This is a genomic window from Pseudoduganella sp. R-43 (genome assembly GCF_049913255.1).
GTDB lineage: Bacteria > Pseudomonadota > Gammaproteobacteria > Burkholderiales > Burkholderiaceae_D > Rugamonas.
In genome coordinates this window covers 93,539-117,241 of the sequence record NZ_CP183988.1, presented here as the reverse complement: position 1 = coordinate 117,241, position 23,703 = coordinate 93,539, and the positions used below count along the sequence as shown (strand labels likewise).

Genomic DNA, 23,703 nt, shown 5'->3' with positions numbered 1-23,703 from the left:
TCAGAGCGGCTGGAATACACCGGCCGCTTTGTTTTTCTGCACGTTATCCCAGGCGAAAATCTGGCCGTTCATTGCCACGTACACGCCGGGCGGCAGCACCTGCGCCACGCCGCAGGCAAAGCCCATGTTGAAGAAGGCGTCGGAATTATCGATCTCGTAAGGGATCATGGCGCCGGTGAAGACAATGGTCTTGTCCTTGATCGCCGGGCCCAGGACGGCGGCGGTCTGCGGCATGGTATCGGTGCCGTGCACAATCACGATGGCTTTTTCCGAAGCGGCTTGGCAGGCGGCCAGAACGCGCTGGCGGTCGGCATCGACCATGTCCAGCGAATCGAGCAGCGACACGACTTCCAGCTCGCAAGGGGTGGTGATGCGGGCGCGCTTGATCGCGGCAGGCAGGTGACTTTCGGTGAAAGCCAGGGTGCCATTCAGTTCGTTGTAGTGCTTGTCGAAAGTGCCGCCGGTAGCAATGATGCGCAGGGTCATGATGAATTAAAATGAAATCGATGAATGGCGTGCATGATAGCCGAAAAAGTTTGCCACTTCCGGCTGGCATTCCGCCGAACAGTTGACTACACTGGGTTTTTTGCCCGGCCAGAACATGAAAGCGCTCGCACCAGGAACCGTGATTTTCCACCGCTACCGCGGCTATGGCGTCATCACGGCTGTCAATTTGCTGACCGGCTGGATTTCCGCCCGGTTTGGCAATGAATCGCGCACGCTCGACCTGAACCTCTCCACCGACGAAGTGCAGTTTGCCGACGGCGAAGCAATCCTGTTCCGCCGCGCCCCGCCCGACCGCATGCCGCACGCGCGGCTGATGGCGGTAGTGCGCGAGTTGCACAAGGCCGGCTACCAGAAGTTATACCTGTACTCCTGGCCCAAGCCATCCGGCCTGCACTGGCGCTGGCACTTGTTTACCGGTCCGCGCGACTGGATGCAGCGTTCCTGGCGCGAAGGCTGGTACGGCTCCGGCGCCGACTACATCTTCAACCCCGTGATGGGCTGGGGCGACCAGCCCGGCGCCACGACGGAAGAACTGGTGCACGCCCTGGCCAGATTCGACCCGCAAGGACTGGCGCAAGCGCTTGGCCGCGACGAAGACCACACCGAATGGTTCGCGCGCGTGTGCGACGCCCTGCTCCCCGGCTACATGTACAGCCTCGACATGCAGCGCCCGAACGGCGGCCCGTTAAGTGACATGCCCGCAGTCCCGGTGGTGCCCGTCCGCGCCAACCTCCCGCCCTACAGCGGCGAACCGATCACCTGGCCCCCCGGCTGGGCCGGCCTCTGGACCAAGGTCCACACCATGCCACTGCCGAGCCCGTGTCACACCTTGGGGTCACACCCCAACTGTGACACGGACACAGCCGTGTAATGCTTCAGCTCGTGTCACTTCTGGGGTGTGACCCCATGGTGTGACACGGGCTCAGCCGTTGAGGTGGTTGACCAGGTTCTGGAAGGCGTTGCGGAAGTAGAGCTCGTAGCTGGCTTGCTCGACGTAGCCGAGGTGCGGTGTGCACAGCACGTTCGGCATGCGCAGCAGCGGTGAATTTTCCGGCAGCGGTTCGGTTTCGAACACGTCCAGTGCGGCATAGCCGGGATGGCCGGCCTTGAGTGCTTCTTCCAGCGCGCCAGCCGCAACCAGCTCGGCGCGGCTCACGTTGACGAACAGCGCGTCGCGCTTCATGTGCGCCAGGTCTTCGGCCGTGACGATGCCGCGTGTGCCTTCGGCCAGGCGCAGGTGCAGCGACAAGACATCCGCTTCGCCAAAGAAGGCTTCACGCGATGCGGCGGCTTCGTAGCCGTCGGCCTTGGCTGCTGCGCGGCTAGCGTCGCTGCCCCAGACAATCACGCGCATGCCAAACGCCTTGGCATAACCCGCTACCAGCTTGCCAATCTTGCCGTAACCCCAGATCGCCATCGTGCTGCCCGCCAGCACCAGGCCCAGCGTGTTGTGCTCATGGCTGATCGATACCTGCTGCCATTGTCCGTCGCGCAGCTTGCCGGCGTATTGGAACAATTTGCGCCGCGCTGCCATCACCAGCGCCCACGTCAATTCCGCGGGCGCAGTCGGCGAACCTACGCCTTCCAGGACCGTGATGCCAAGTTCGCGGCAAGCTTCCATGTCGACATGTCCACTGACCTTGCCGGTCTGCGAAATCACTTTCAGGTTAGGAAGCCTGGACAGTAAAGCGCGGTTGAACGCAGTGCGCTCGCGGATCAACACCAGCGCCTCGTACGGCGCCAGGCGGGCCACCAGCTGGCCCATGCCCTTCACGGAATTGTTGAAAACCTTGACCTCGTGGCCATCCAGGAGCTTGAAGCATTCCAGGCCACGAGTTGCATCCTGGTAATCATCGAGAATCGCAATTTTCATGTCAGTTAGCAGATTTTGTGATGAAAATGGTAGGGAAATAACAGGTTTGTGAATATCTGGAATAGCCTACTACATTAGTCGGGCAATATTCCTACATTTTTGTCGGAAGCGCGGGATCGCAGGTGTACAATCGGCCAAATTCAAGGAGCCCGGCCGGGTAAGCCAGGCTGGCTCCAGCAGCATATGTTCCAGCGACCGGGCACACCCCCGCCTGGCGCTCGCGCCCTCGAGTTATCGGGCGCATCGACAGAACCGCCGTATTTCGCCGAAGTATCAATTCTTCCGCGCAAGCTATCAGCTGACGACGATTCCTGCCGTGCCGGGACAAGACAGAATTCTTTATTGGCATTGGAGGTACTATGAATCAGCCCGTTATGGGAGGCGTTGTAACCATGAACGCACCAGCTTACATCAAACAGCAAAAGCTGATCAATTGGGTGGCGGAAGTCGCCGCATTGACCAAGCCGGCTCGCATCTACTGGTGCGACGGCTCGCAGGAAGAGTACGACCGCCTGTGCGCTGAAATGGTTGCCGCCGGCACCATGAAAAAGCTGAACGAAGCAAAGCGTCCAAACTCCTACCTGGCTTGCTCCGACCCAACCGACGTCGCCCGCGTTGAAGACCGCACCTTCATCTGCTCGCAGACCAAGGAAGCGGCCGGCCCGACCAACAACTGGATGGACCCGCAGGAAATGCGCGGCACCCTGAACGGCCTGTTCGATGGCTGCATGGCCGGCCGCACCATGTACGTGGTGCCGTTCTCGATGGGCCCGCTGGGCTCGCCGATCGCCCACATCGGCGTGGAACTGTCCGATTCCCCATACGTCGCCGTCAACATGCGCACCATGACCCGCATGGGCAAGGCCGTGTACGACGTGCTGGGTACCGATGGCGAGTTCGTGCCTGCGATCCACACTGTCGGCAAGCCGCTGGCTGCCGGCGAAAAAGATGTGCCTTGGCCATGCAACGCCACCAAGTACATCGTGCACTTCCCTGAGACCCGCGAGATCTGGTCCTACGGTTCCGGCTACGGCGGCAATGCGCTGCTGGGCAAGAAGTGCTTCGCGCTGCGCATCGCTTCCACCATGGGCTACAACGACGCCAAGAACGGCGGCGAGGGCTGGCTGGCAGAACACATGCTGATCCTGGGCGTTGAATCCCCGGAAGGCAAGAAGCATTACGTTGCCGCTGCCTTCCCTTCGGCTTGCGGCAAGACCAACTTCGCCATGCTGATCCCGCCGAAGACCTTCGACGGCTGGAAAGTCACCACCATCGGCGACGACATCGCCTGGATCAAGCCGGGCAAGGATGGCCGCCTGTACGCGATCAACCCTGAAGCGGGTTACTTCGGCGTGGCTCCTGGCACCAACACCAAGACCAACTCGAACTGCATGTCCTGCCTGAACGAGAACACCATCTTCACCAACGTCGCGCTGACCGACGACGGCGATATCTGGTGGGAAGGCCTGACCAAGGAGGCGCCTGCGCACCTGGTCGACTGGCAAGGCAAGGACTGGACCCCGGCGTCCGGCACCAAGGCATCGCACCCGAACGCGCGCTTCACCGTGGCCGCAACCCAGAACCCGGTGATCGACCCGGCCTGGGACGATCCAGCCGGCGTGCCGATCTCCGCCTTCATCTTCGGCGGCCGCCGTTCCACCACCGTGCCTCTGGTGACCGAAGCGCGCGACTGGATCGAAGGCGTGTACATGGCTGCGACCATGGGCTCCGAAACCACCGCTGCAGCCGCCGGCCAGCAGGGCGTGGTGCGCCGCGACCCGTTCGCCATGCTGCCGTTCATGGGCTACAACATGAGCGACTACTTCCAGCACTGGCTGGACATGGGCAAGCGCCTGGAAGGCAAGGGCGCCACCCTGCCTAAGATCTTCTGCGTCAACTGGTTCCGCACCGACGAAAACGGCCATTTCGTATGGCCTGGCTTCGGCGACAATATGCGCGTGCTGAAGTGGATGCTGGAGCGCGTTGAAGGCACCGGCGGCGGCGTCGAGAACATCTTCGGCACCACCCCACGCTACGGCGACATCTCGTGGGACGGCCTGCCATTCACCGCCGAGGAGTTCGAGACCATCACCTCGATCGACAAGGATGCATGGCGCGCGGAGCTGAAGCTGCACGCTGAATTGTTCGAGAAGCTGGCATACCACCTGCCGCAAGAGCTGAAGGACAATATGGCCAAGCTGGAGCAGCGCCTGAACGGCTAAGCTTTACCGCTTCCAAAAAAAACGCGCCTCACGGGGCGCGTTTTTTTATTCCCTGCTCGCGTTCGACCATTCAGGTCGCTGCTCAACCGGAACCTCGGCCTGGTCGAAGCTGTCGACCTCTTTCATGGTGCGCACATCGTACAGCGTTTCGATCCCGGAGAAATGCAGGCCTCCGCAATCGGTGGCAACGTGCGTGCCGTTCTTCCAGAACCAGTATTCGCGAATGATCATTCCGCACTTGGAGGAGCGCGTGCGGCCGCCGTGATAGACATGCAGCTCGGTGGGCCATCGCCTGCCATCCGCGGCGAAATACGCAAGCACGAGCCAGGCTGCAGACTCGCCGTCGGGAGCGAGCCGGACATCATCTGCCCTTCGGTCCGTCGTCAGCTTGATGTCTTTGCCCGACGCAGTCACGACGTGCACATTCCTCGCCTTGTCGGCATAAGCCTTGACCAGGCTTCCCGCGCTGGCAGTTGAACACGCGATGAAAAGCGCGCCAGTAGACACAATACTGCGAATCTTCATTCAACATCCCGATAGTTGACCAGGTACCTGATTCCCAATAAGCTTCCGTGAAATTTGTTGAAACTGCAATGTAAATATGAAGAAGAAAAAACGATGAAGAAGGCATTTGTTGCTGCGGCAATCGCGGCGCTGAACATGCAGGCGTTTGCCGCCAAGCAGGATTGCGAGAATGCTGCTCACGCCAAGGCATACGTGTCAGGATTCCAGAAAGAGTTCATGGCTGCAGGTACTGCCATGACCGACCGTGAGAAGCAATATACGAAGAGAATTGACGCTATCAAAGCCAGGTTAATCAATGCAGGTGCCTGGACTCCGCAAGAAGCCTCCCTGCAGGTAATGAATTTCGCGATCCTGGACCAGGAGGCCAAAGAGGCGGAGGCTGTGCGGAAGAAGGCGGCCACCGATTTGAAGGTGCAGCTGTATGCGCTGGAGGGAGTCGACATCGTGGCAGGGAATGATAAGGTTGCAAGGGATAGGGCTGCGTGCCTTATGGGATACGATGCTATCGACAAGCTGCAAAAACTGGATGGGGCCGCGAGTGCCGCATGGGAGCTGCTGATCGCCAAGCTTGCCAAGGTGGCAGCCGAGAAAAACATCAGCCTCGATTGAAGCTCTGAAAGTTTTTCTTGACATGTGATTTGTAATGGGCGCAGAATCGCGTCCACTGATTTTTTACCAACCCCATTTTCGAAAGGACGACCATGCCACGTACGGCTATCCACAATCTGCAAATGAGATAGCCCCGCAGCGCGAGCGCTCGGGGCAGGCAATCAAGCCACCCGAGCCGGTCGTTCTTCCAACACGAACCCCGGCCAGGAAACTCGCCGGGGTTTTTGTTTCTACAGCCCCGGCATAACGAAAGACGTTATGCCAATTAAGCAAAGCCTGCACAAAGGCCTGGTGCCTGTGCACATCTATACGGATGACATTGATCATTCGGCCATCCAGCAACTGCTGAATATTGCGAACCTGCCGATCGTGCATCCGCACGTGGCGGCCATGCCCGACGTACACGCCGGCATCGGCGCAACCGTCGGCAGCGTGATCCCGACGCGCGGCGCCATCATTCCCGCCGCTGTCGGGGTCGACATCGGCTGCGGCATGAATGCCGTGCGCACGACGCTGACCGCGAGCCAGCTGCCCGACAACCTGGCGCGCGTGCGCAGCGCGATCGAAACGCTGGTGCCGGTCGGCTTCGAGCAGCACGCTTTCGACAAGGTGCGCGGCTCCGCCCACGCCCGCGTCGGACGTCCGCTGAACGACCGCCTGGACCGCATCGTGGCGCGCCACAAGGGCATCATGAAGATGCAGCACAAGTTCGCGCAGACCTGGATCTGCCAGCTTGGCACCCTGGGCGGCGGCAATCACTTCATCGAGCTGTGCATCGATGAAGAGCAGCGCGTCTGGATCATGCTGCATTCGGGCTCGCGCGGCATCGGCAATGTCATCGGGCGCTACTTCATTTCCGCTGCACGCAAGGAAATGATGCGCCATAAGGTGAACTTGCCGGACCGCGACCTGTCCTACTTCAGCGAAGGTTCGGAACTGTTCGACGACTATGTGGAAGCAGTCGACTGGGCCCAGGACTACGCCATGCTGAACCGGCGCGAAATGATGCGCCGCGTGGTGGCGGCGCTGGAGCCGCACGTCCCGCCGTTCAAGCTCGACGGCGAGGCGATCAACTGCCACCACAACTACGTGGCGCAGGAATCGCACTTCGGCCACAAGCTGTACGTCACCCGCAAGGGAGCCATCTCGGCGCGCGAAGGCGAGCTGGGGATCATCCCGGGCAGCATGGGTGCCCGCAGCTACATCGTGCGCGGCAAGGGCAACGAGGAATCGTTCTGCTCCTGCTCGCACGGCGCCGGACGACGCATGAGCCGCAGCGAAGCGAAACGCAAATTCAACCGCTTCGACCTGGCCGAACAGACGCAGGGCATCGAATGCCGCAAGGATGGCGGCGTGGTGGATGAAATCCCCGCCGCCTACAAAGACATTGACCAGGTCATGGCGCACCAGTCCGACCTCGTCGAAATCGTGCACACGCTGAAGCAAGTCGTGTGCGTGAAAGGATAAATCATGAAGGTAACCATCAAACTACCCAAGCCGCGCAACCCGCTGGCCGTGCTGGCGCGCCAGCGCAAGGCCGGCGGCCACCAGCGCGTCGAACAATCGCGGCGCGCGCTGAAGCAGCAACTGCGCCGCCAGTTGGAACGGGAGGAGTGAGCGCATGCAATCGGCAATCATGTTGAACCAACAGCAGGCGATTGACTTCCTGCTGCACGTTGCGATCACCCGCCCGGTATTCATGTGGGGCCCGCCGGGCATCGGCAAGAGCGCCCTGGTGCGCCGCTTTGCGGAAGCCGTCGGCATGGAGTGCGTCTCCCTGCTCGGCAGCCAGCTTGCGCCGGAAGATTTGCTGGGCATTCCGCAGATCGACGGCAAGTGCTCGCGCTTCTTCCCTCCTGCAAACATCGTGCGTGATGAGCCCTTCGTCCTGTTCCTGGACGAACTGAATGCTTCGTCGCACGAGATCCAGAAGGCATTCTATTCGCTGATCCTGGACCAGCGCATCGGCGAATACAGCCTGCCGAAAGGAACCATCGTGATCGGCGCCGGCAACCGCGCCAAGGATGCGGCCATCGTCAAGCCGATGCCGTCGGCACTGGTGAACCGCATGGTCCATATCCACTTGCGCTCCGACCACCGCCAGTGGCTGGAATGGGCAAGCGGCGAGGGCGGCATCCATCCCTGGGTGCTGGAGTACATCCAGCTGCGTCCCGATCATCTGTGGAGCGAGCCGCCGAAACACGAAGAGCCGTTCTCGACGCCGCGCAGCTGGCACATGCTGTCGGACGCGCTGCATTCCTTCGGCGAAGGTTCCGGCGAGGAGTTGGTGGATGCGCTGGCCTATGGCTTGTTGTCGCCCAATCACGCTGGCAACTTCAAGGGCTTTCTCAAGCAGCTGCGGCACAAGCATGGCCTGCATGCGATTATCAAGGGCGACCAGCACTGGCCGGATGCACCGGCGGATCGGGACGTGCTGTACTTCCTCGCGCAATCCTTCCGCGCCCATTTGGTGAAGGAGCTGCCGGAAGAGGAATCGGCAGTGCGCAGCGCGCACCATGCCTTGTCGATCCGCGCCAAGGATATGTTGCGCGACCTGGCGCGTATCAGCGTCGAGATCGCGCAATCGCTGCTCGGCGAAGATGCCCAGGGCCGCCGCTTGCCTGCGTGGTTCCTGGTCGAAGTGGCACGCGACCTGCCACGACTGGCCGGCCGCAGCCAGAAGGAGACTGCATGAGCAGGGACAGGAAGCCCGATCCGGCCGCGTCCGCGCGCCAGGCCGGGATTGCCCATGTGCGGGCGCATCCGGTGCTGGGCGCTATCGCGGCCCAGGCGGAATTTCACACCGATGCGACGCACCAGTTCGTGCCGTCCGGCGGATGGCTTGCCGTGTCGCCCGGCGGCACACTTTGGCTGCATCCGAAGCGGCGCGCGCAGCCGGACGAATGGGCGCGCGTGATCGGCATCGCGCTGTCCTGCCTTGGACTGGGCCTGGTGCGGCGCCGTGAACCGGCGCTGCTGTGGGAGCTGGCAGCGCTGGTGTCTGCATCGCGTTTTTGCGCTGAACTCAAGCTGGGCGAATTGCCGGAAGAATGGCGTTTGCCCGAATGCGAGGACGCCGGCGTGGAAACCTTGCTGCAGCGCTTTTGCAGCGGCGGCTGTCCCGCGCCGCTGCTGGCCTGGCACGCGGACATTGCCGGCACTGGGTCGGTGTTCACCTCGCTCGACGAGAAGGCGATGCCCTGGAAGCGCCACAAGCCGTGGCATGAATTGCTGGCAGATGGGATTGCGCGCGGCGTCGGCAGGGCGCTTGCCATCGCGGGCGGCGCAACTGTCGAACAGGCGGCCAGGCCGCACAGCCGCGAGCACCGCGCACGGCGCCGCATGATGGATTGCTATCCTTTGCTAGGCGCCCTGGCAGCGAGCTTCGACCTGGAGAACGATATCCGGATTTGCCAGCAGTACGATATTCGCGTTGCCGCCATCGATGTCGGCGCCCGCCGCATCTGGATCAATCCGGCGGCCGGCCTGAATGACGACGAAACGTTGTTCGTGCTGGCCCATGAGTTGCTGCACGCTGGCCTCAACCACGCGTCGCGTCGCCGCGGGCGTGATCCGGTGTTGTGGAATGTCGCCTGCGATTTCGCGATTAATGGCTGGCTGGTCGAGATGCAGGTTGGTGCGGCGCCCGCCATCGGCATGCTGTACGACGCTGCACTGGCAGGACAATCCGCAGATGAAATCTATGACGGCCTGGCGCGCGATATTCGCCGTGCACGCAAGCTGGCTACGATGCGCGGCGTTGGGCAGCCGGATTTGCTGGGCGAGGACAGCGGCGCCCAGTTTACGGACGCGGAGGAATACTGCCGCCGCGCACTCGCGCAAGGCATGGACCGCTGGGAATATGAGGGCGCGCGCGGCACCGTTCCGGCTGGCCTGCTGGAGGAGATCCGCAGCCTGGCGCAGCCGCCGATTCCGTGGGACGCCCGGCTCGCGCACTGGTTCGACGAAAGGTTCCCTCCGCTGGAGCTGCGGCGCAGCTATGCGCGGCCTTCGCGCCGGCAGGGAGCGACGCCGGATATTCCGCGGCCTTCGCTGTGCAAGCCGCCCGAGGAAGAACGCAAGAGCCGCGTCTTCGGCGTGCTGCTCGATACTTCGGGTTCGATGGAGCCTACCATGCTGGGCAAGGCGCTTGGCGCCATCGCCAGCTATGCGATGGCGCGCGACGTCATTGCCGTGCGCCTGGTGTGCTGCGACGCCGCGGCCTACGACTGCGGCTGGGTCGAACCGGATAACCTGCTGGACCGCTTCACCTTGCGCGGACGCGGCGGAACGGTGCTGCAGCCGGGCTTCGATCACCTGCGCGACCTGGCGCACCGAGGCGAGCTGCCGGCGCACGGCCCGGTGCTGGTAGTGACGGACGGCTGGTGCGAGGACAAGCTCGAGACGCGCATGGACCACGCCTACCTGCTGGCCGACGGACGCCGCTTGCCGTTTGTCCCGCGCGGGGAAGTCTTCTACATGACGGAATAGCTACTGGCCGGAAGAGGCGGGCATTGGCGGCAGCCCCATCATCTTGCGGCGGATGTCGAGTCCGCTTTCGTCTTCGATCACGACCGGCTTGCCGCTGGCGAGCTGGGTGCCGTAGCGTTGCGGCAGTCCTTTGGCGACACGCAGCCTGTCCTCGGCTTGCGCCAGTTGCGAGCCCGGCACGTCATTCTCCGCCTGGGCCTCGCGCAAGTCCGGTAGCAGGGCTTCCAGTTCCTTCTCGGGCACGCGCATCAGGACGGTGAATGCATTCTGGGACAGCTCGGGCCCGGCGAAGCGCGTGCCCGGCCAGCCGTGGGAAGCGACGATGGTCTTCAGGCGCGCCAGTTCCTTGCGGTCGCGCGCCGCATCGCGCTTGCCGGGTGCACCCATGCCTTCCAGCGCCCGGATGGCGGCCAGCTCGCGGGCATCGAGCACCTTGCGCTTGATGATGATTTCTTCGCCAAGGATGGTCGTGGCTGCGCCGCCGGTACGGATGGTCACGCGCACATTGCCGCGCGCATGCGTGGAGCCGCGGTGGTCCTGCTCGACCTGGTTGGCCTCCACCTGCACCGTATGCTGCTGGCCGATGGGCAGCATGATGCGTGCGACCTCCTTGCCCGCCGCCAGCGTCTGCACGCTGATGCGGCTTGGCTCGGCGGCATTGGCAAGCCCTTGGCAGGCCAGCAGCAACGGTAGCGCAAGCTTGTAGATGCTCATCATGTACCTACGGTAGCAAACCTGTGCGAACAATGGAGCACGCGTGGCGGCCTGGCGTACCAGGCTGAGCATCAAGCGCATTGCTGTCCTGTACAAGAACACAAGGTGAGTATTTATACAAAGTTTTTCTTGACACCACATTCGCGCAGAGCGCAGAATCAGCGCTCGTTAGTTGTATAACCCAGATCAAGAAAGGACGGCCATGCGCAATTTCGCTATCACCTGCATTAAGCACACCAGATAGCCCTGATGCGCGTGCGCTCGGGGCACTGGCAAATTGCCACCCCGAGCCGGACGTCCGACGACAAACCCCGGCGAGGAAACTTGCCGGGGTTTTTGTTTTTTGGTCCCCGGCGCAAGGAGGAAAGGAATCATGGAGATCCAACTCAAAGCTGTCACCCGACAGAACTTCGACGACATCACCGACTTGCGGCTGCTGGACCATCAGCGCGACTACATTGCCAGCAATGCCTACTCGATTGCGCAGGCCAGCTTCTACCCGCAGATGCAGGCGCGCGCCATCTATGCGGGCGAGGAATTGCTTGGCTTCCTGATGTATGTGGACCTGGAACTGGAAGGCCAGCCCGGCGAATTCGGCGTGTGGCGCCTGATGGTGGACATCCTCCACCAAGGCAAGGGTTACGGCCGCAAGGCGCTGCAGGCGGCGCTGGCCGAGATCCGGGCGCGCGGCGGCGTGCGCAAGGTCTGGATCAGCTACCAGCCCGACAACACCAGGGCCAAGGATCTTTACGCCAGCATGGGCTTCGTCGAAACCGACTTCGACGAGGACGGCGAAATGAACGCAGTATTAGAGCTGTAACGAAGAAGAAGGAGTCATGAATGAGACCATATCAACGCTTCCTGAGGAAATGGATTACGACCAACCTGCACGTGGTCACCAAGGAAAATTTCGCCGACATCGCCGAGCTGGAACTGCATGAATACCAGCAGGACCACGCGGCAGCCACCATGTATGCGATTGCGGAAGCCAGCTTCCACCCGAACTATCACTGCCGCGCCATCGCCGACAAGGACGGCGTGGTGGGCTTCCTGATGTACGCCGCGCCCGGCGCCGAGGATGAAGCGGGCGATTACGCGATCTACCACCTGATGGTGGACCGCCGCTTCCAGGGCAGGGGCCACGGCCGCCGCGCGGTCGAATTGGCGCTGGCCGAGATCCAGAAGCACGGCGACGTGCAGCGCATCTGGACCAGCTACCGTCCGGACAACGCCGTGGCGAAGGATCTCTACGCCGCCTGCAGCTTCATCGAGGCGGGCGTAGAGGAAGACGGCGAGATGTACGCCGTCTGGAGTCCCGATCCTTACTGAGTGAAGTTCAGGGTGTAGGCGCCGGACCGGCCGGAGTAGTAGCTGGTCGCCTCGATGGTGTAGTTGCCCCATGCACCCGCCGGCAGCGTGTAGCTGATGCGCGAATTGGTGCCGCCACCGCTATCGTCGTCGGAGCTGATGATATTGCCGGCGCCGTCACGCAGGTAGAGGTAGGTATCGAAGCTCGACGAGCTCAGGGTGATCGTCACTACCCGGCCTGGCAAGACGCCGAAGGTGTAGCGGTCAGTGTAGTAACCGGTGCCGCGTGCGCCGGCCGGGCAGGTCGATGACTGCAGGTTGCCATTTGCCGGCTCGCCGCTGACGATCCATTTGCTGCAGGCGGTGGACTGGGTCGAGCCCTGCTGGTTCAGGCTCAGCGGCAGCGTCAGGCCGCTGCCGCTGAGGGTTGCGGTGGCACTGCGCGCCTCGCCGGGATTGGCGCTGACCGAGTAGGTGATGCTGCCGTTCCCGGTGCCGCTGATGGCGCTGGTGATGCTCATCCAGCTTGGCACGCCGGACAAGCTCCAGTTGCAGCTGGCTGGCGCCGCTATCGTGAAGTTGCCACTGCTGCCTTTTGCCGGGAAGCTGCTGCTGGCCGGCGTGACGCTCCAGGTGGCGCATGCAGAACCGGCCTGGCTCAGTTTGGCGATGCCAACGCCATCGGGCGTGGTGGCGGACATGTAGTCGCTGCGCGCGGCGCCGGTGTTGGGCGCGATATTGAGACTGAAGCTGCCGTTGCCGGTACCCGAAGAACCGGATGTTACGCTGACCCAGGTGACCGGCACGGCCAGGGCCCATTTGCAAGTCGGCGCGGCGGTGATGGTGCCCGTCGTGCTGCCGCCGGCGGTAGTAAACGATGCGTTGCTCAAGCTGATGACCGGCGGCGTCGGGCAGAGCTTGCGCGCGTCCTGGGTGAAGGTGAACGTCGTGGCATACCCCATCGACGCCACCTGGCCGGAGCCGCTGCGCGAGGCCGTGGTATCCGGATTAGGGGCAACCGAGTAGGCGATGCTGCCGTTGCCGCTGCCACTGGTCGCTCCGGTGGCGGTGACAAAGCTGGGCATGGAGACCACGTTCCACGGGCAATTGGCGGCTGCAAAGACGCTGAGCGATCCGGTGCCGCCGGAGCCGCTGACAGTCGTCGTGGCCGGCGATACGACGGGCGCCGATGGGCAACTGGCCGACGCCACCTGCGTGACGGAGACGGTCTCATTCGCCAGCAAGAACGATGCGGTGCGCGATGCGCCGCTCAAGTTGGCGGTGGTCTTGAACGTCATTGCGAATGAGCCGCCGGACGGCATTTGCTGTGGATTGGCGCCGTCAACGGACAGCCAGTCTGGCAGGTTCGCCGCCTCGAAACGGCAGCCGGGTGCTGCATTGACGGTAAAGCTGACCGTTCCTGCATCGCCGCCGACGTTCTGCGTGCGCACCGGCACGGTCGTCAACTGGCTGGAGCAGGCCTGGTCCCAGATTGCGGCATATGCCGTGGAGTCGTTTTGTTCGGCTCCGCCGGCAAGCAGCACGTTGCCGTCGGGCAGGCGCGATACGCTCAGGTCGCGCTTGCGGATGCGTTGCGGGCCGCTCAGGTTCCAGGTACCGCTGGCGGCGTTGTAGCGCATGAGTTGACGGTTATAGCCTGCGGTGTAGACGATATCCGCGTTCGGCAGCACGGTGGCAGTCTGCGGCTCGAGATCGGCCGGCATCTCGGGGCCCGGAGTGAAGGCGCCGGTGGCCGGATCGTAGATTTCAGTGCTGCGCTGGGACATCGTATTGCGGCCGCCGGCCACCAGGACCTTGCCGTCCGCCAGCAGCACCGGTTCGATGGTTGAGCGCCCGATGGACATCGGGCCCGTGGCGCTCCATTGATTGCTGGCAGGGTCCCAGATCTCAGCCCGGGTGCTGTACGGAGCATAAGGAGCAGGTGCCGTACTGGCCTCGCCCCCAACCTTCATCACGCGGCCGTCGGCCAGCACTACCAGGCCGTGCCAGCCTGAGTTCTCGACAAAGTTGCCGGTTTTGCTGAAAGTACCGGTAGCGGGATTGAAGATATCGGCATACCCGCCGGTGGAATAGCCGTCCTTGCCCATCACCATCACCCGGCCATCAGGCAGCAGGCGCGCGATGGTGCGAAAGCGCATGGAGTTCATGTTGCCGGCGGCGGTCCATTGGCCGGTCGCAGGGTCGTAGATTTCGGCGGTGTTGGTGTAGGCGCCCGCCGGCGTCATGCCGCCGGCAACCAGGATGCGGCCATCCTGCAGCGTGACTGAGGCATGCTCGCGGCGGGCAGTCAGCATTGGCGCGGCAGGCGTGAACTGGCCGGTGACAGGATCATAGATTTCGGTGCTGGCGTAAATCGGGGCGCCGGGCGTGGACACGCCGCCAGTCAGCAGGATGCGGCCGTCGGGCAGGGCGCTTGCCTGGTGCAGCATGCGCGGCACGGTCATGTTGCCGGTCGAAACCTGGGCTTGGGCGGACAGGGTAGCGCAGGCCAGCAGGGCGGCTGCTGCGAGTTGGCGCAGTGGGGTTGGGTACAAAGCTTTTCTCCTCAGATATTTCCCGGGCACAACTCTATTCATATTTGCGAAATAGTCAATCAAAAAAAACAAGGAAATATTCAGGTTTGACATTTCGCACATGTGTGCTAAAGTTTGACCCATGGACACCTTGACCGCAAAAAGCGAAGCGACCTTCGCCACCATCCTCGGCGCCGCCATGGAAATGGCCGCGGCGGAAGGCATCGGCAAGCTGTCGCTGGGCGAGATCGCCAAGCGCACCGGCATCAGCAAGAGCGGGGTGTTTTCGCGCGTCGGTTCGCTCGAGCAGCTGCAATGCGCGGTGCTGGACGAATATGACCGCCGCTTCGCGGCCGAAGTCTTCATGCCGTCGCTGTCCCTGCCGCGCGGCCTGCCGCGCTTGCAGGCCCAGGTCGCGGCCTGGTTCCAGCGCGCGGCCGACGAGGCGCTGCGCACATCCTGCCTGTACACGGCGGGCGCTTTCGAGTTCGACGATTACGAAGGCAGTGCGGTGCGCGACCGCCTGGCGCAAGGCGCGCTGGCCTGGCGCGCCTCGCTGCGCAAGACCATCCTGCAGGCGATGGAAGCCGGCCAGCTGCGGCCGGACACCGAACCCGAGCAACTGGTGTTCGAGATTTACAGCCTGGTAGTGGGCCTGCTGCACGATGCCCGCTTCCTGCGTGACGAGCAGTCGCCGCGCCATGCGCAGCGTGCTTTCAACCGCCTGATTTCGACGTACAAGAGTTTCAACGATTTGTGATTTTGGGTTGCCGCGGGTTCGCCTGCGGCCTTTTTTTAACTTGACTTCGCACGGGTGTGCGAAATTGGGGAAAGAACATGCGATTCCTGCTTTTGCTGGTGCCGGTCGGCATCTACTTCATGAGCCACAGCAGCCTGTGGGGCATCCTGCGCGGATTGCCGAAGAACAATAACGATTTTGGCGAAAACTACTAAGGAGCGGCCATGGTCCTCGACTTCTACTTTGATTTTGCCTCGGGCTATTCCTACTTTGCCGCCCGCCGCATCGAATGGCTGGCGGCAGCCAACGGCGCCACTGTGCGCTGGCATCCTGTGCTGCTGCCGGCGCTGACCCAGGTGACCGGCGTGCTGCCGTCGCCGGTGGTGCCGGTCAAATGGAAGTACGTCACGCGCGACATGCAGCGCACGGCGCAGGATGAGGCGATCCCCTTCAATCCTTCCAGCGCCTTCCCGCAAATGCTGATGGCGCCGGGAAGGGCCATGCTGTGGGTGCGCGCCAACCATGGCGACGATGCGGCGGTGTCGTTTGCCCGCACCTGCTTCCAGGCCTATTATGCCGACGGCGTGGACATCGCCGACAAGGCGGTGCTGCTGGGGATAGCGGAAAGCCAGGGCATCGACGGCTCGGCCTTCCTGGGGGGCATGGAAGACCCGGCGATCAAGGCCCAGTTCAAGCAGGGCAATGAGGATGCGCTGGCCAAGGGCGTGTTCGGCGTGCCCTTCGTGCTGGCGGACGGCGAGCCGTTCTGGGGCTACGACCGCTTCCCGCACCTGGAGCGCTGGCTGGCAGCGTCGCGTCGCGCAGCGTGAGGGGGGCGTGACGGAAGCGTGACTTTAGCGGGCAGTTTGTCTATGCTTGCCCGCATGAACCTCAAACATCTCGCCTATGCGATGGCGCTTGCAGCGATGGCACATCCGGCCATGGCGGCGCCGCAGGCCGACGAGCCGCCGTACGCAGTGATCGACTGGCCCAACAAATTGAACCCGGACGTCGTCACGCTTGGCAATGACGACTTCCTGCTGCTGACGGATAAGGCTTTCGCGGTGTGGAATGCGCTCACGCGGCAGATGGCGGCGGCAAAGGGCTGGCCTCGCCATACCTCGATCGAAGGAAGCTGGAGCAGGCTTGGGAATGGCACGGTGGTCGCCGGCGGTTCGCACACCGACGATACCGACCAGCCTTTCGCCTCGCTGGCCTGGTGGAACCCGGAATCGCGCAGCTTTGCGCCGCCGCTGGTGCTGCCCCTTGGCACGGTCATGCGGCGGCTCATTTCCATCGATCCGCAACTGGCGCTGGCGTGCATGCGAACCGGTAAGGAGGAGGGGGGCCAGCCTGCGCCAAGCCGCGCCATGCTGCTGCGCGTCAGCGGAGGAGCGCTGAAGCAGGAGCCGGTGTCGCCGGCCACACGCGCAGCATTGCTGGCAGCCGGCGTCCGGGGCAAGGTCGATGATGTGGAACTCGGGCCGGCGCCGGCCATCCCGCTCAGCTTCGACACTGCCAGCTGCAACTGGACGATGGCGTCGCCGCCGAAGGAATATGCCAAGGACGCATCGCGAGGATTCCAGCGCCGACTCCTGCCGGGCGGGACGCTGGTCGCTGTGCCCGATCACAGCGACTGGCCGCTCCGCTGGGATGCGCGCAAGGCAGCATGGATTTCGATCGCGGACGCTGGCGCCCGGATGGGCATCGGCGGCAGCTATGCCAACTTCGGCGATCACGATCAGCTGGTGACCGCCAACGACAGTTCCGTCCAATGGTTCGACCCGGCGGCGCAGCGCCTTGTTTCGATCAGGCGCTTGCCCCATACCTATATTCCCATCCTGGCACCTTTGAGCGACGGCGGGATCGTGGTCTTCCTGCGCGAGAACGGCAAGGTGTTGCGCCTGCCGCCCATCAAGTCATCCCCCTGATCGTTTATGAGCAAATCCATTTTGACTGGCCTGGGCCTGGTGCTCGCCTGCGCTGCCGGCGGCGCAGCGGCGTCCAGCGATGACGGTGCATCGCGCCTGCAGCCGCTGAGCAAAGAAGAATTCTCTGCCGTCATGGCGGAAGCGCGTCGCCGTTACCGCCGCGAAGATCCGGCCGGCCAGCCATGGGAGTTCCTTGACCGGGAAAAACTGCCCCGATTGCTGGACATGCCGGAATTCGCGGCCACATTCTGGACCTTGAAGCAGCCGCTGATTGATCAGGCCGGCGCTTGGGACTACTTCCGGCTCGAGTCGCCTTCCAGGGCCCAGGCCGTATGGGCGCGCATCCTGCCGGAAGAGCGGATCAACGATCCTGTGCGGGAAGGACAGCGTTCGGCCGAAAGCCTGCATGTCTATTATGCGGACGAAAAATGGGGCAAGGAAGCGGGCGCACAAATCGCTTTCCTGCGATGCCTTCCTGCCGCGGCCTGGCGTGTCAAGCACATGGAACCGTTGGTCTGGGGGATGAAGAACGCGGATTGGCGGGCCGGCGCGGGCCTGGATTTCCGCCAGTGCGTGCGCAAGCAGCGTGAAGAAGTAGGCGGGATCAGTGAAACTTCGCCGGAAACCGCACGTGGCCTGGCATCGGCCGCCATTATCGAAGACAGGTTGAGCAAATTCCTGCTCTCGAACGGCTGTCAGGGCAAAGGGCCCGACAGCTGCGTGCATCTTCTGCCGGCACTGGTCGAGCTGAATCCGCATCATGCCCAGTTGCCGCGCGTTCTGCAAAAGCTCGAGCCATACTTTTTCCCGCGAGTGCAGGACACGTCGCTTGACGAGCGCGAGGCCGCATTCCTGCAACTGGTTTACCTGACGGCGAAAGTGCCGGCGCTGCTGGATCATCCGAAGGCATGGCCGGCCGGGGAACTGGAGCGCCTGCTGGCGAAGACGGTGGCGCTGGATCTGCTGATGGCGAATTACCAGGGCTACAACCCATTCAGCCCAGCGGGCAAGCGGATCGCGTCGCCATGGATGGCGCTCGCCGCGGCGCAGCCTTTGCAGCCGGGGCAACTGGCGGAGCTGCAGCGCCTGGGCCGGGACAGCGCTTCGACCAAGGGTTGCCAGCTGTCGGCGGAACAAATGCAGGAACTGCCCGCTCCGCTACTACTGGGCTATGCACTGGGCAAGCTTGAACGGGAGCAGACCAGCTGTCGCGCTCTCGAGAATGTGAAAGGCCTGTCGGAAAGCTATGTGCAGGCCGCTACGCTGCAAGCGCTGGCGCCGTTGGAAGGCTTGTTGGCGTTCATTGCTACGCCGGGTCCCGCACGCGACGAAGTGAGGCAAGCGCTGGGCGCCAAATGCGGCGACAGCCCTGCCAACGATTTGTGGAAAGTGTGCCGTGAACTGGCCGAGGAAAAAGCAGCCTTGCTGGCAGCGGAACGCAAGCAGCGGGAGGCGCAAGCTGCGGAGGAGACGAGCAGGCTGGCGCGCGAAAACCAGGATCTGGTCGATCGCCAGGTATGCAGCGAAGAGATGATCGAATTGGCTGGCGACTTCCTGCGCAAGAGCCGGAAACGCCAGCTCACCGAAGGCGTCGCCAGTGCATGCAAGGCCTGGCCCGGCAAGGAACCTTACACGCTGGGCGTCTTCATTTACGAGGGGCAAAAAGAAGAACAAAAGCAGATGCTCGTCACCTTGATCGACCAGGAGCAAGGCAAGGTAATCGCCAGCTACTGGACGTTGGTGGAAGTAGACGCGGTCACGCGCTATGTCGATGGAATCAAGTTCGACACGGCACGCTATTTTGTGCGGCCAGGGTTGCGCGCATTCGGCATCGACGTCGGCACGTATAGCCCGCGCTCTGCGGAAGGCGGCTACGGGCCGATGCGCACGCTGTACGTGCGCGAGGGGGCTGCCATCCGGCTGATCCTGTCCGACATGGCGGTATCGTCCTGGCGCTACCTGCCGGGCAGGGCACCGTGGGAAAACGGCAATAGCGAAGACCCGGACCATGAGCCTAAAACCGAGACCTTCAGCTACACCATCGGCATTGCCGGCACGCGCAGCAACGGCTATGCGGACTTGCTCATCACGCGCAGTTCCGACCAGCCCAAGGTCAAGGCCACAACGCAGTTGCTGCGCTACGACGGCAAGCACTATCCGGCGCCACAGCAGATGGACTAGCAAAGGGATGACCATGGATTTCAAACGCGCCGTGTGTACGGCAACCCTTGCCATGCTGGCGCTGCCATCGATTGCCGCAGAACGGGACCCGGTCTGCAGCGAGCAGCTGCAAGAAGTTGCCGGCAGCTTTCTCCAGGCGAACGGAAGACGCCAGGGGGGCGGAGACGATAGGCCCGCCATTTCCAGCGCCTGCAAGCCATGGCCCGGAAAAGAGCCCTATACGCTGGGTGTGTTCGTGTACGACGGCATTGCGCAAGATACGAGGCGTATTCTTGTTGCCCTGCTCGACCAGCCGCGCAGCACGGTAGTCGCCAGTTATTGGGCTGCCGTGCCGAGCGATGCCATTGAGACCTATCGCGAAGGGATCAGGATCGATACCGCCCGCTATCAGCTGCAGCCGGGCCTGCGCGCGTTCGGCGTCGATTTCAGCACGACTGAGCCGCGCTACCAGTATGGCGGCTATGGTCCGATGCGCACGCTGTATGTGCGCGAGGGGGAGGCGATCCGTCCTGTCCTTTCAGGCATGGCGATTGCGAGCTGGCGCTTGCTGAACGACCCATGGGAGAAGGGCGCGGAAGAAGATGGCCCTGCACCCGAAATCGAAAGGTTCAACTCCACCATAGCCATCGCTTCCACGCGCAGCAAGGGCTATGCAGACCTGCTGGTCACGCGCAAGTCCGACCAGCCTGGCGCGAAACCCACGACGCAGTTGCTGCACTACGACGGCAGGCAGTACCCGACGCCGCAGGAGTAGCCTACTGCGCCACGTCAATCCATTGCGCACCGGTCAGGGCGGCCATGCGCTCGGGGCAGATGCGCACTGCGGCATTGATTGCGCCGCCGGCAGGGAGTACTTCCTTGTAGCTGCGCAGCGACACATCGCAATAGACCGGAATCGGACCCGGCAGGCCGAAAGGACAGACGCCGCCGACCGGGTGCCCGGTCAGCGCTTCCACTTCTTCCGCACCCAGCATGCGTGCGGTGGCGCCGAAATGGGCCTTGAACTTCTTGTTATCCAGCCGCGCATCGCCGCGTGTCACCACCAGGACGACGCCGTCCTTCATGCGCAGCGAAAGGGTCTTGGCGATCTGGCCCGGCTCGACGCCGTGCGCGGCCGCGGCCAAGGCCACGGTCGCGGTGCTTTCCGCCAGTTCGATGACTTCCAGGTCCGGCGCGTGCTGCGCCAGGAAGTGTTTGACGGAATGCAGGCTCATTATTTCTTCTTCAGCAGGGGACCGAGATATTTGCCGGTCACGCTGGCCGGGTTGGCCGCCACTTCCTCCGGCGTGCCGCTGGCGATGATCTGGCCGCCGCCGGCGCCGCCCTCTGGACCGAGGTCGACGATCCAGTCGGCAGTCTTGATCACGTCGAGGTTGTGCTCGATGATGACCAGGGTGTTGCCGTGGTCGCGCAGGCGGTGGATCACCTTCAGCAGCAGGTCGATATCGTGGAAGTGCAGGCCGGTGGTCGGCTCGTCCAGGATGTACAGCGTGCGGCCCGTATCGCGCTTGGACAGTTCCAGCGACAGCTTGACGCGCTGCGCCTCGCCGCCGGACAGCGTGGTGGCGCTCTGCCCCAGCTTGATGTAGCCCAGGCCTACGTCGAGCAGGGTTTGCAGCTTGCGCGCGATGACCGGCACGGCCTTGAAGAATTCGTGTGCATCTTCCACCGTCATGTCCAGCACTTCGGTGATGCTCTTGCCCTTGTAGTGGACTTCCAGCGTCTCGCGGTTATAGCGCTTGCCGTGGCAGACGTCGCAGGGCACGTACACGTCCGGCAGGAAGTGCATTTCGACCTTGATCACGCCGTCGCCCTGGCAGGCTTCGCAGCGGCCGCCCTTGACGTTGAAGGAGAAACGGCCGGCCGAGTAGCCGCGCTCTTTCGCGACAGGCACGGTGGCGAACAGGTCGCGGATCGGCGTGAACAAGCCGGTGTAAGTGGCCGGGTTCGAACGCGGGGTGCGGCCGATCGGCGCCTGGTCGACCGAGATCACTTTGTCGAAATGTTCCAGGCCGCTGATGGAGTCGTGCGGTGCCGGTTCGGTCTGGGAGCCGAACAGGTGGCGCGACAGGGCCGGGTACAGGGTGTCGTTGACCAGGGTCGATTTGCCGGAACCGGACACGCCGGTCACGCAAGTCATCAGGCCGACGGGGAGCGACAGGTTGACCTTCTTCAGGTTGTTGCCGGTAGCTCCGGTGATGGTCAGCTGGCGCTGCGGATCGGCCACGTGGCGCTTCTTCGGCACGGCGATCTGCAGCTTGCCGCTCAGGTATTGCGCGGTCAGCGATTCCTTCGATTTCAGGATGTCCTTCAGCGGGCCGGCGGCGATCACGTCGCCGCCATGCACGCCGGCGCCCTTGCCCATGTCGACCACGTAGTCGGCGGTGCGGATCGCGTCTTCATCGTGCTCCACCACCAGCACCGAGTTGCCGATGTCGCGCAGGTGTTTCAGGGTGTCGATCAGGCGGTCGTTGTCGCGCTGGTGCAGGCCGATGGACGGCTCGTCCAGCACGTACATCACGCCGGTCAGGCCGGAGCCGATCTGCGACGCGAGGCGGATACGCTGTGCTTCGCCGCCCGACAAGGTATCGGCGCTGCGTTCCAGCGACAGGTAATCCAGGCCCACGTTGTTCAGGAAGGTCAGGCGCGACACGATTTCCTTGATCACGCGGTCGGCGATGTCCTTCTTCGCGCCCTTCAGCTTCAACTGCTCGAAGTAGGACAGGGTATCGCGCAGCGGCTTGTCGGCGATCTGGTAGATCGCGCGCTCCTGCTTGCCGGTGCCGATCTTCACGTGGCGTGCTTCCACGCGCAGGCGGGCGCCTTCGCAGCTCGGGCACTTCTTCTCGTTGATGAACTTCGCCAGTTCTTCCTTGACCGCCATCGAATCGGTTTCGCGGTAGCGGCGCTGCAGGTTGTTGACGATGCCTTCGAAGGTATGTTCCTTGACCACGGCCTTGCCGCGTTCATTCATGTAGGTGAACGGGATGGCGGTCTTGCCGGAGCCGTGCAGGACCACGTCCTGCGCTTTCGCCGGCAACTGCTCGAACGGGGTGTCGAGGTCGAAATCGTAGTACGCCGCCAGCGCAGCCAGCATCGAGTAGTAGAACTGGTTGCGGCGGTCCCAGCCCTTCACCGCGCCGGAAGCCAGCGACAGGTTGGGGAAGGCGACGATACGGCGCGGGTCGAAGAACTCGATATGGCCCAGGCCATCGCACTCGGGGCAGGCGCCCATCGGGTTGTTGAAGGAGAACAGGCGCGGCTCCAGCTCCTGCAGCGAATAGCCGCAGGTGGTGCAGGCGAACTTGTTCGAGTAAATATGCTCGGCGCCGGAATCCATTTCGTAAGCTATGGCGCGGCCGTCGGCCAGGCGCAGCGCGGTTTCGAACGATTCGGCCAGGCGCTGCTTGATCTCCGCATTCACCTTGACGCGGTCGATCACCACGTCGATGGTGTGCTTCTCGGTCTTCTTCAGCTTTGGCAGGTCGTCCACTTCATAGATCTTGGCCTCGTGGGTGCCGCTCTGCACGCGGAAGCGCACGAAGCCCTGGGCCTGCATGGCCTCGAACAGGTCGACGTGCTCGCCCTTGCGGTTGGCAACCACCGGCGCCATGATCATCAGCTTGGTGCCCTCGGGCATGGCCAGCACGGCATCCACCATCTGCGATACCGATTGCGCGGCCAGCGCGTGGTCCGGGTGGTTGATGCAGTAAGGCGTGCCGACGCGCGCGTACAGCAAGCGCAGGTAGTCGTGGATCTCCGTCACGGTGCCCACGGTCGAACGCGGGTTGTGCGAGGTGGCCTTCTGCTCGATCGAGATTGCGGGCGACAAGCCTTCGATCATGTCCACGTCAGGCTTTTCCATCAACTGCAGGAACTGGCGCGCGTAGGCCGACAGCGACTCGACGTAGCGGCGCTGGCCTTCAGCGTACAGGGTGTCGAACGCCAGCGACGACTTGCCGGAGCCGGACAGGCCGGTGATCACGATCAGCTTGTTGCGTGGCAGGTCGAGGTTGATGTTTTTCAGGTTGTGCGTGCGCGCACCGCGGATGCGGATTTCTTCCATGCG

General features: G+C 63.1%; 21 protein-coding genes. 14 read left to right on the top strand and 7 right to left on the bottom strand.

Going from position 1 to position 23,703, the window contains the following annotated elements:
- The gene (locus tag ACN9M3_RS00480; protein WP_426166523.1) at window positions 1-486 is read right to left on the bottom strand and encodes an asparaginase domain-containing protein; all 486 of its coding nucleotides are present in this window, start codon (window positions 484-486) and stop codon (window positions 1-3) included.
- A 115-nt stretch (window positions 487-601) separates the two neighbouring features.
- Between ACN9M3_RS00480 and ACN9M3_RS00475 the strand changes: the two genes are divergently transcribed.
- On the top strand, window positions 602-1,378 hold the full coding sequence (locus ACN9M3_RS00475) for an L-asparaginase (protein ID WP_426319883.1): 777 nt from the start codon (window positions 602-604) through the stop codon (window positions 1,376-1,378).
- A gap of 51 nt (window positions 1,379-1,429) precedes the next feature.
- Here the strand turns inward: ACN9M3_RS00475 and ACN9M3_RS00470 are convergent, their stop codons facing one another.
- A complete protein-coding gene (locus ACN9M3_RS00470; RefSeq protein ID WP_426319881.1) occupies window positions 1,430-2,380 on the bottom strand; it encodes a D-2-hydroxyacid dehydrogenase family protein in 951 nt (316 codons plus the stop codon).
- A 359-nt stretch (window positions 2,381-2,739) separates the two neighbouring features.
- Between ACN9M3_RS00470 and ACN9M3_RS00465 the strand changes: the two genes are divergently transcribed.
- Entirely contained in the window at window positions 2,740-4,602 is a 1,863-nt protein-coding gene (locus tag ACN9M3_RS00465) for a phosphoenolpyruvate carboxykinase (GTP) (RefSeq protein ID WP_426166517.1), read from the top strand.
- Between the two features lie 45 nt (window positions 4,603-4,647).
- On the opposite strand, the gene ACN9M3_RS00460 is transcribed toward ACN9M3_RS00465, so the two are convergent.
- Complete coding sequence (locus ACN9M3_RS00460) at window positions 4,648-5,127, bottom strand: hypothetical protein (protein ID WP_426166515.1); 480 nt, start codon at window positions 5,125-5,127, stop codon at window positions 4,648-4,650.
- A 93-nt stretch (window positions 5,128-5,220) separates the two neighbouring features.
- Here ACN9M3_RS00460 and ACN9M3_RS00455 point away from each other — a divergent pair, with 93 nt between their 5' ends.
- The 5 genes from ACN9M3_RS00455 to ACN9M3_RS00435 all read left to right on the top strand — a co-directional run bounded on the left by ACN9M3_RS00455 (window position 5,221) and on the right by ACN9M3_RS00435 (window position 10,227).
- Window positions 5,221-5,736, top strand: coding sequence for a hypothetical protein (locus ACN9M3_RS00455; RefSeq protein WP_426166513.1), 516 nt, complete (start codon window positions 5,221-5,223; stop codon window positions 5,734-5,736).
- A 258-nt stretch (window positions 5,737-5,994) separates the two neighbouring features.
- Entirely contained in the window at window positions 5,995-7,203 is a 1,209-nt protein-coding gene (locus ACN9M3_RS00450) for an RtcB family protein (RefSeq protein ID WP_426166511.1), read from the top strand.
- A 3-nt stretch (window positions 7,204-7,206) separates the two neighbouring features.
- A complete protein-coding gene (locus ACN9M3_RS00445) occupies window positions 7,207-7,353 on the top strand; it encodes a hypothetical protein (RefSeq protein WP_200951750.1) in 147 nt (48 codons plus the stop codon).
- A 4-nt stretch (window positions 7,354-7,357) separates the two neighbouring features.
- Window positions 7,358-8,431: an AAA family ATPase gene (locus ACN9M3_RS00440; RefSeq protein WP_426166508.1), complete on the top strand. Its 1,074-nt coding sequence runs from the start codon at window positions 7,358-7,360 to the stop codon at window positions 8,429-8,431.
- Window positions 8,428-10,227, top strand: a complete 1,800-nt coding sequence (locus tag ACN9M3_RS00435) for a DUF2201 family putative metallopeptidase (protein WP_426319878.1) — start codon at window positions 8,428-8,430, stop codon at window positions 10,225-10,227. Before ACN9M3_RS00440 ends, ACN9M3_RS00435 begins: the two co-directional genes overlap by 4 nt.
- Here ACN9M3_RS00435 and ACN9M3_RS00430 read toward each other — a convergent pair whose 3' ends face one another.
- Window positions 10,228-11,022 carry a DUF6624 domain-containing protein gene (locus ACN9M3_RS00430; RefSeq protein ID WP_426166504.1) on the bottom strand — a complete coding sequence of 265 codons (795 nt, stop codon included), beginning with the start codon at window positions 11,020-11,022 and terminating at the stop codon, window positions 10,228-10,230. It abuts the gene before it with no gap.
- Between the two features lie 292 nt (window positions 11,023-11,314).
- Here ACN9M3_RS00430 and ACN9M3_RS00425 point away from each other — a divergent pair, with 292 nt between their 5' ends.
- Together ACN9M3_RS00425 and ACN9M3_RS00420 are read left to right on the top strand one after the other, a co-directional pair.
- Window positions 11,315-11,761: a GNAT family N-acetyltransferase gene (locus ACN9M3_RS00425; protein WP_426319875.1), complete on the top strand. Its 447-nt coding sequence runs from the start codon at window positions 11,315-11,317 to the stop codon at window positions 11,759-11,761.
- 20 nt (window positions 11,762-11,781) lie between these two features.
- Window positions 11,782-12,270, top strand: a complete 489-nt coding sequence (locus ACN9M3_RS00420) for a GNAT family N-acetyltransferase (protein WP_426166500.1) — start codon at window positions 11,782-11,784, stop codon at window positions 12,268-12,270.
- Here the strand turns inward: ACN9M3_RS00420 and ACN9M3_RS00415 are convergent.
- Complete coding sequence (locus ACN9M3_RS00415) at window positions 12,264-14,804, bottom strand: kelch repeat-containing protein (protein ID WP_426319873.1); 2,541 nt, start codon at window positions 14,802-14,804, stop codon at window positions 12,264-12,266. The genes ACN9M3_RS00420 and ACN9M3_RS00415 overlap by 7 nt on opposite strands.
- Window positions 14,805-14,925: 121 nt before the next feature.
- Here ACN9M3_RS00415 and ACN9M3_RS00410 point away from each other — a divergent pair, with 121 nt between their 5' ends.
- The 5 genes from ACN9M3_RS00410 (at window position 14,926) to ACN9M3_RS00390 (ending at window position 20,388) form a co-directional block, all read left to right on the top strand.
- Window positions 14,926-15,543 carry a TetR/AcrR family transcriptional regulator gene (locus ACN9M3_RS00410; protein ID WP_426319871.1) on the top strand — a complete coding sequence of 206 codons (618 nt, stop codon included), beginning with the start codon at window positions 14,926-14,928 and terminating at the stop codon, window positions 15,541-15,543.
- A 203-nt stretch (window positions 15,544-15,746) separates the two neighbouring features.
- Window positions 15,747-16,352, top strand: coding sequence for a 2-hydroxychromene-2-carboxylate isomerase (locus ACN9M3_RS00405; RefSeq protein ID WP_426166494.1), 606 nt, complete (start codon window positions 15,747-15,749; stop codon window positions 16,350-16,352).
- A gap of 54 nt (window positions 16,353-16,406) precedes the next feature.
- Window positions 16,407-17,453: a hypothetical protein gene (locus ACN9M3_RS00400; protein WP_426166492.1), complete on the top strand. Its 1,047-nt coding sequence runs from the start codon at window positions 16,407-16,409 to the stop codon at window positions 17,451-17,453.
- Between the two features lie 6 nt (window positions 17,454-17,459).
- Window positions 17,460-19,634, top strand: a complete 2,175-nt coding sequence (locus tag ACN9M3_RS00395) for a hypothetical protein (RefSeq protein ID WP_426319868.1) — start codon at window positions 17,460-17,462, stop codon at window positions 19,632-19,634.
- Between the two features lie 13 nt (window positions 19,635-19,647).
- Window positions 19,648-20,388 carry a hypothetical protein gene (locus tag ACN9M3_RS00390; protein ID WP_426319866.1) on the top strand — a complete coding sequence of 247 codons (741 nt, stop codon included), beginning with the start codon at window positions 19,648-19,650 and terminating at the stop codon, window positions 20,386-20,388.
- 1 nt (window position 20,389) lies between these two features.
- Here the strand turns inward: ACN9M3_RS00390 and ACN9M3_RS00385 are convergent, their stop codons facing one another.
- Window positions 20,390-20,848, bottom strand: a complete 459-nt coding sequence (locus ACN9M3_RS00385; protein ID WP_426319864.1) for a YbaK/EbsC family protein — start codon at window positions 20,846-20,848, stop codon at window positions 20,390-20,392.
- The gene (uvrA, locus tag ACN9M3_RS00380; RefSeq protein ID WP_426166484.1) at window positions 20,848-23,700 is read right to left on the bottom strand and encodes an excinuclease ABC subunit UvrA; all 2,853 of its coding nucleotides are present in this window, start codon (window positions 23,698-23,700) and stop codon (window positions 20,848-20,850) included. The genes ACN9M3_RS00385 and uvrA overlap by 1 nt, the downstream gene beginning before the upstream one ends.
- Window positions 23,701-23,703 lie beyond the last annotated feature (3 nt).

What these genes read in the sequence shown, in the direction of transcription:
- ACN9M3_RS00405 (WP_426166494.1), top strand. Translation starts at nt 15,747, where the DNA reads ATGGTCCTCGACTTCTACTTTGATTTTGCCTCGGGCTATTCCTACTTT.
- uvrA (WP_426166484.1), bottom strand. Translation starts at nt 23,700, where the DNA reads ATGGAAGAAATCCGCATCCGCGGTGCGCGCACGCACAACCTGAAAAAC.
- ACN9M3_RS00465 (WP_426166517.1), top strand. Translation starts at nt 2,740, where the DNA reads ATGAATCAGCCCGTTATGGGAGGCGTTGTAACCATGAACGCACCAGCT.
- ACN9M3_RS00445 (WP_200951750.1), top strand. Translation starts at nt 7,207, where the DNA reads ATGAAGGTAACCATCAAACTACCCAAGCCGCGCAACCCGCTGGCCGTG.
- ACN9M3_RS00470 (WP_426319881.1), bottom strand. Translation starts at nt 2,380, where the DNA reads ATGAAAATTGCGATTCTCGATGATTACCAGGATGCAACTCGTGGCCTG.
- ACN9M3_RS00460 (WP_426166515.1), bottom strand. Translation starts at nt 5,127, where the DNA reads ATGAAGATTCGCAGTATTGTGTCTACTGGCGCGCTTTTCATCGCGTGT.
- ACN9M3_RS00425 (WP_426319875.1), top strand. Translation starts at nt 11,315, where the DNA reads ATGGAGATCCAACTCAAAGCTGTCACCCGACAGAACTTCGACGACATC.
- ACN9M3_RS00410 (WP_426319871.1), top strand. Translation starts at nt 14,926, where the DNA reads ATGGACACCTTGACCGCAAAAAGCGAAGCGACCTTCGCCACCATCCTC.
- ACN9M3_RS00430 (WP_426166504.1), bottom strand. Translation starts at nt 11,022, where the DNA reads ATGCGCTTGATGCTCAGCCTGGTACGCCAGGCCGCCACGCGTGCTCCA.
- ACN9M3_RS00455 (WP_426166513.1), top strand. Translation starts at nt 5,221, where the DNA reads ATGAAGAAGGCATTTGTTGCTGCGGCAATCGCGGCGCTGAACATGCAG.
- ACN9M3_RS00475 (WP_426319883.1), top strand. Translation starts at nt 602, where the DNA reads ATGAAAGCGCTCGCACCAGGAACCGTGATTTTCCACCGCTACCGCGGC.
- ACN9M3_RS00440 (WP_426166508.1), top strand. Translation starts at nt 7,358, where the DNA reads ATGCAATCGGCAATCATGTTGAACCAACAGCAGGCGATTGACTTCCTG.
- ACN9M3_RS00390 (WP_426319866.1), top strand. Translation starts at nt 19,648, where the DNA reads ATGGATTTCAAACGCGCCGTGTGTACGGCAACCCTTGCCATGCTGGCG.
- ACN9M3_RS00480 (WP_426166523.1), bottom strand. Translation starts at nt 486, where the DNA reads ATGACCCTGCGCATCATTGCTACCGGCGGCACTTTCGACAAGCACTAC.
- ACN9M3_RS00435 (WP_426319878.1), top strand. Translation starts at nt 8,428, where the DNA reads ATGAGCAGGGACAGGAAGCCCGATCCGGCCGCGTCCGCGCGCCAGGCC.
- ACN9M3_RS00385 (WP_426319864.1), bottom strand. Translation starts at nt 20,848, where the DNA reads ATGAGCCTGCATTCCGTCAAACACTTCCTGGCGCAGCACGCGCCGGAC.
- ACN9M3_RS00420 (WP_426166500.1), top strand. Translation starts at nt 11,782, where the DNA reads ATGAGACCATATCAACGCTTCCTGAGGAAATGGATTACGACCAACCTG.
- ACN9M3_RS00395 (WP_426319868.1), top strand. Translation starts at nt 17,460, where the DNA reads ATGAGCAAATCCATTTTGACTGGCCTGGGCCTGGTGCTCGCCTGCGCT.
- ACN9M3_RS00450 (WP_426166511.1), top strand. Translation starts at nt 5,995, where the DNA reads ATGCCAATTAAGCAAAGCCTGCACAAAGGCCTGGTGCCTGTGCACATC.
- ACN9M3_RS00400 (WP_426166492.1), top strand. Translation starts at nt 16,407, where the DNA reads ATGAACCTCAAACATCTCGCCTATGCGATGGCGCTTGCAGCGATGGCA.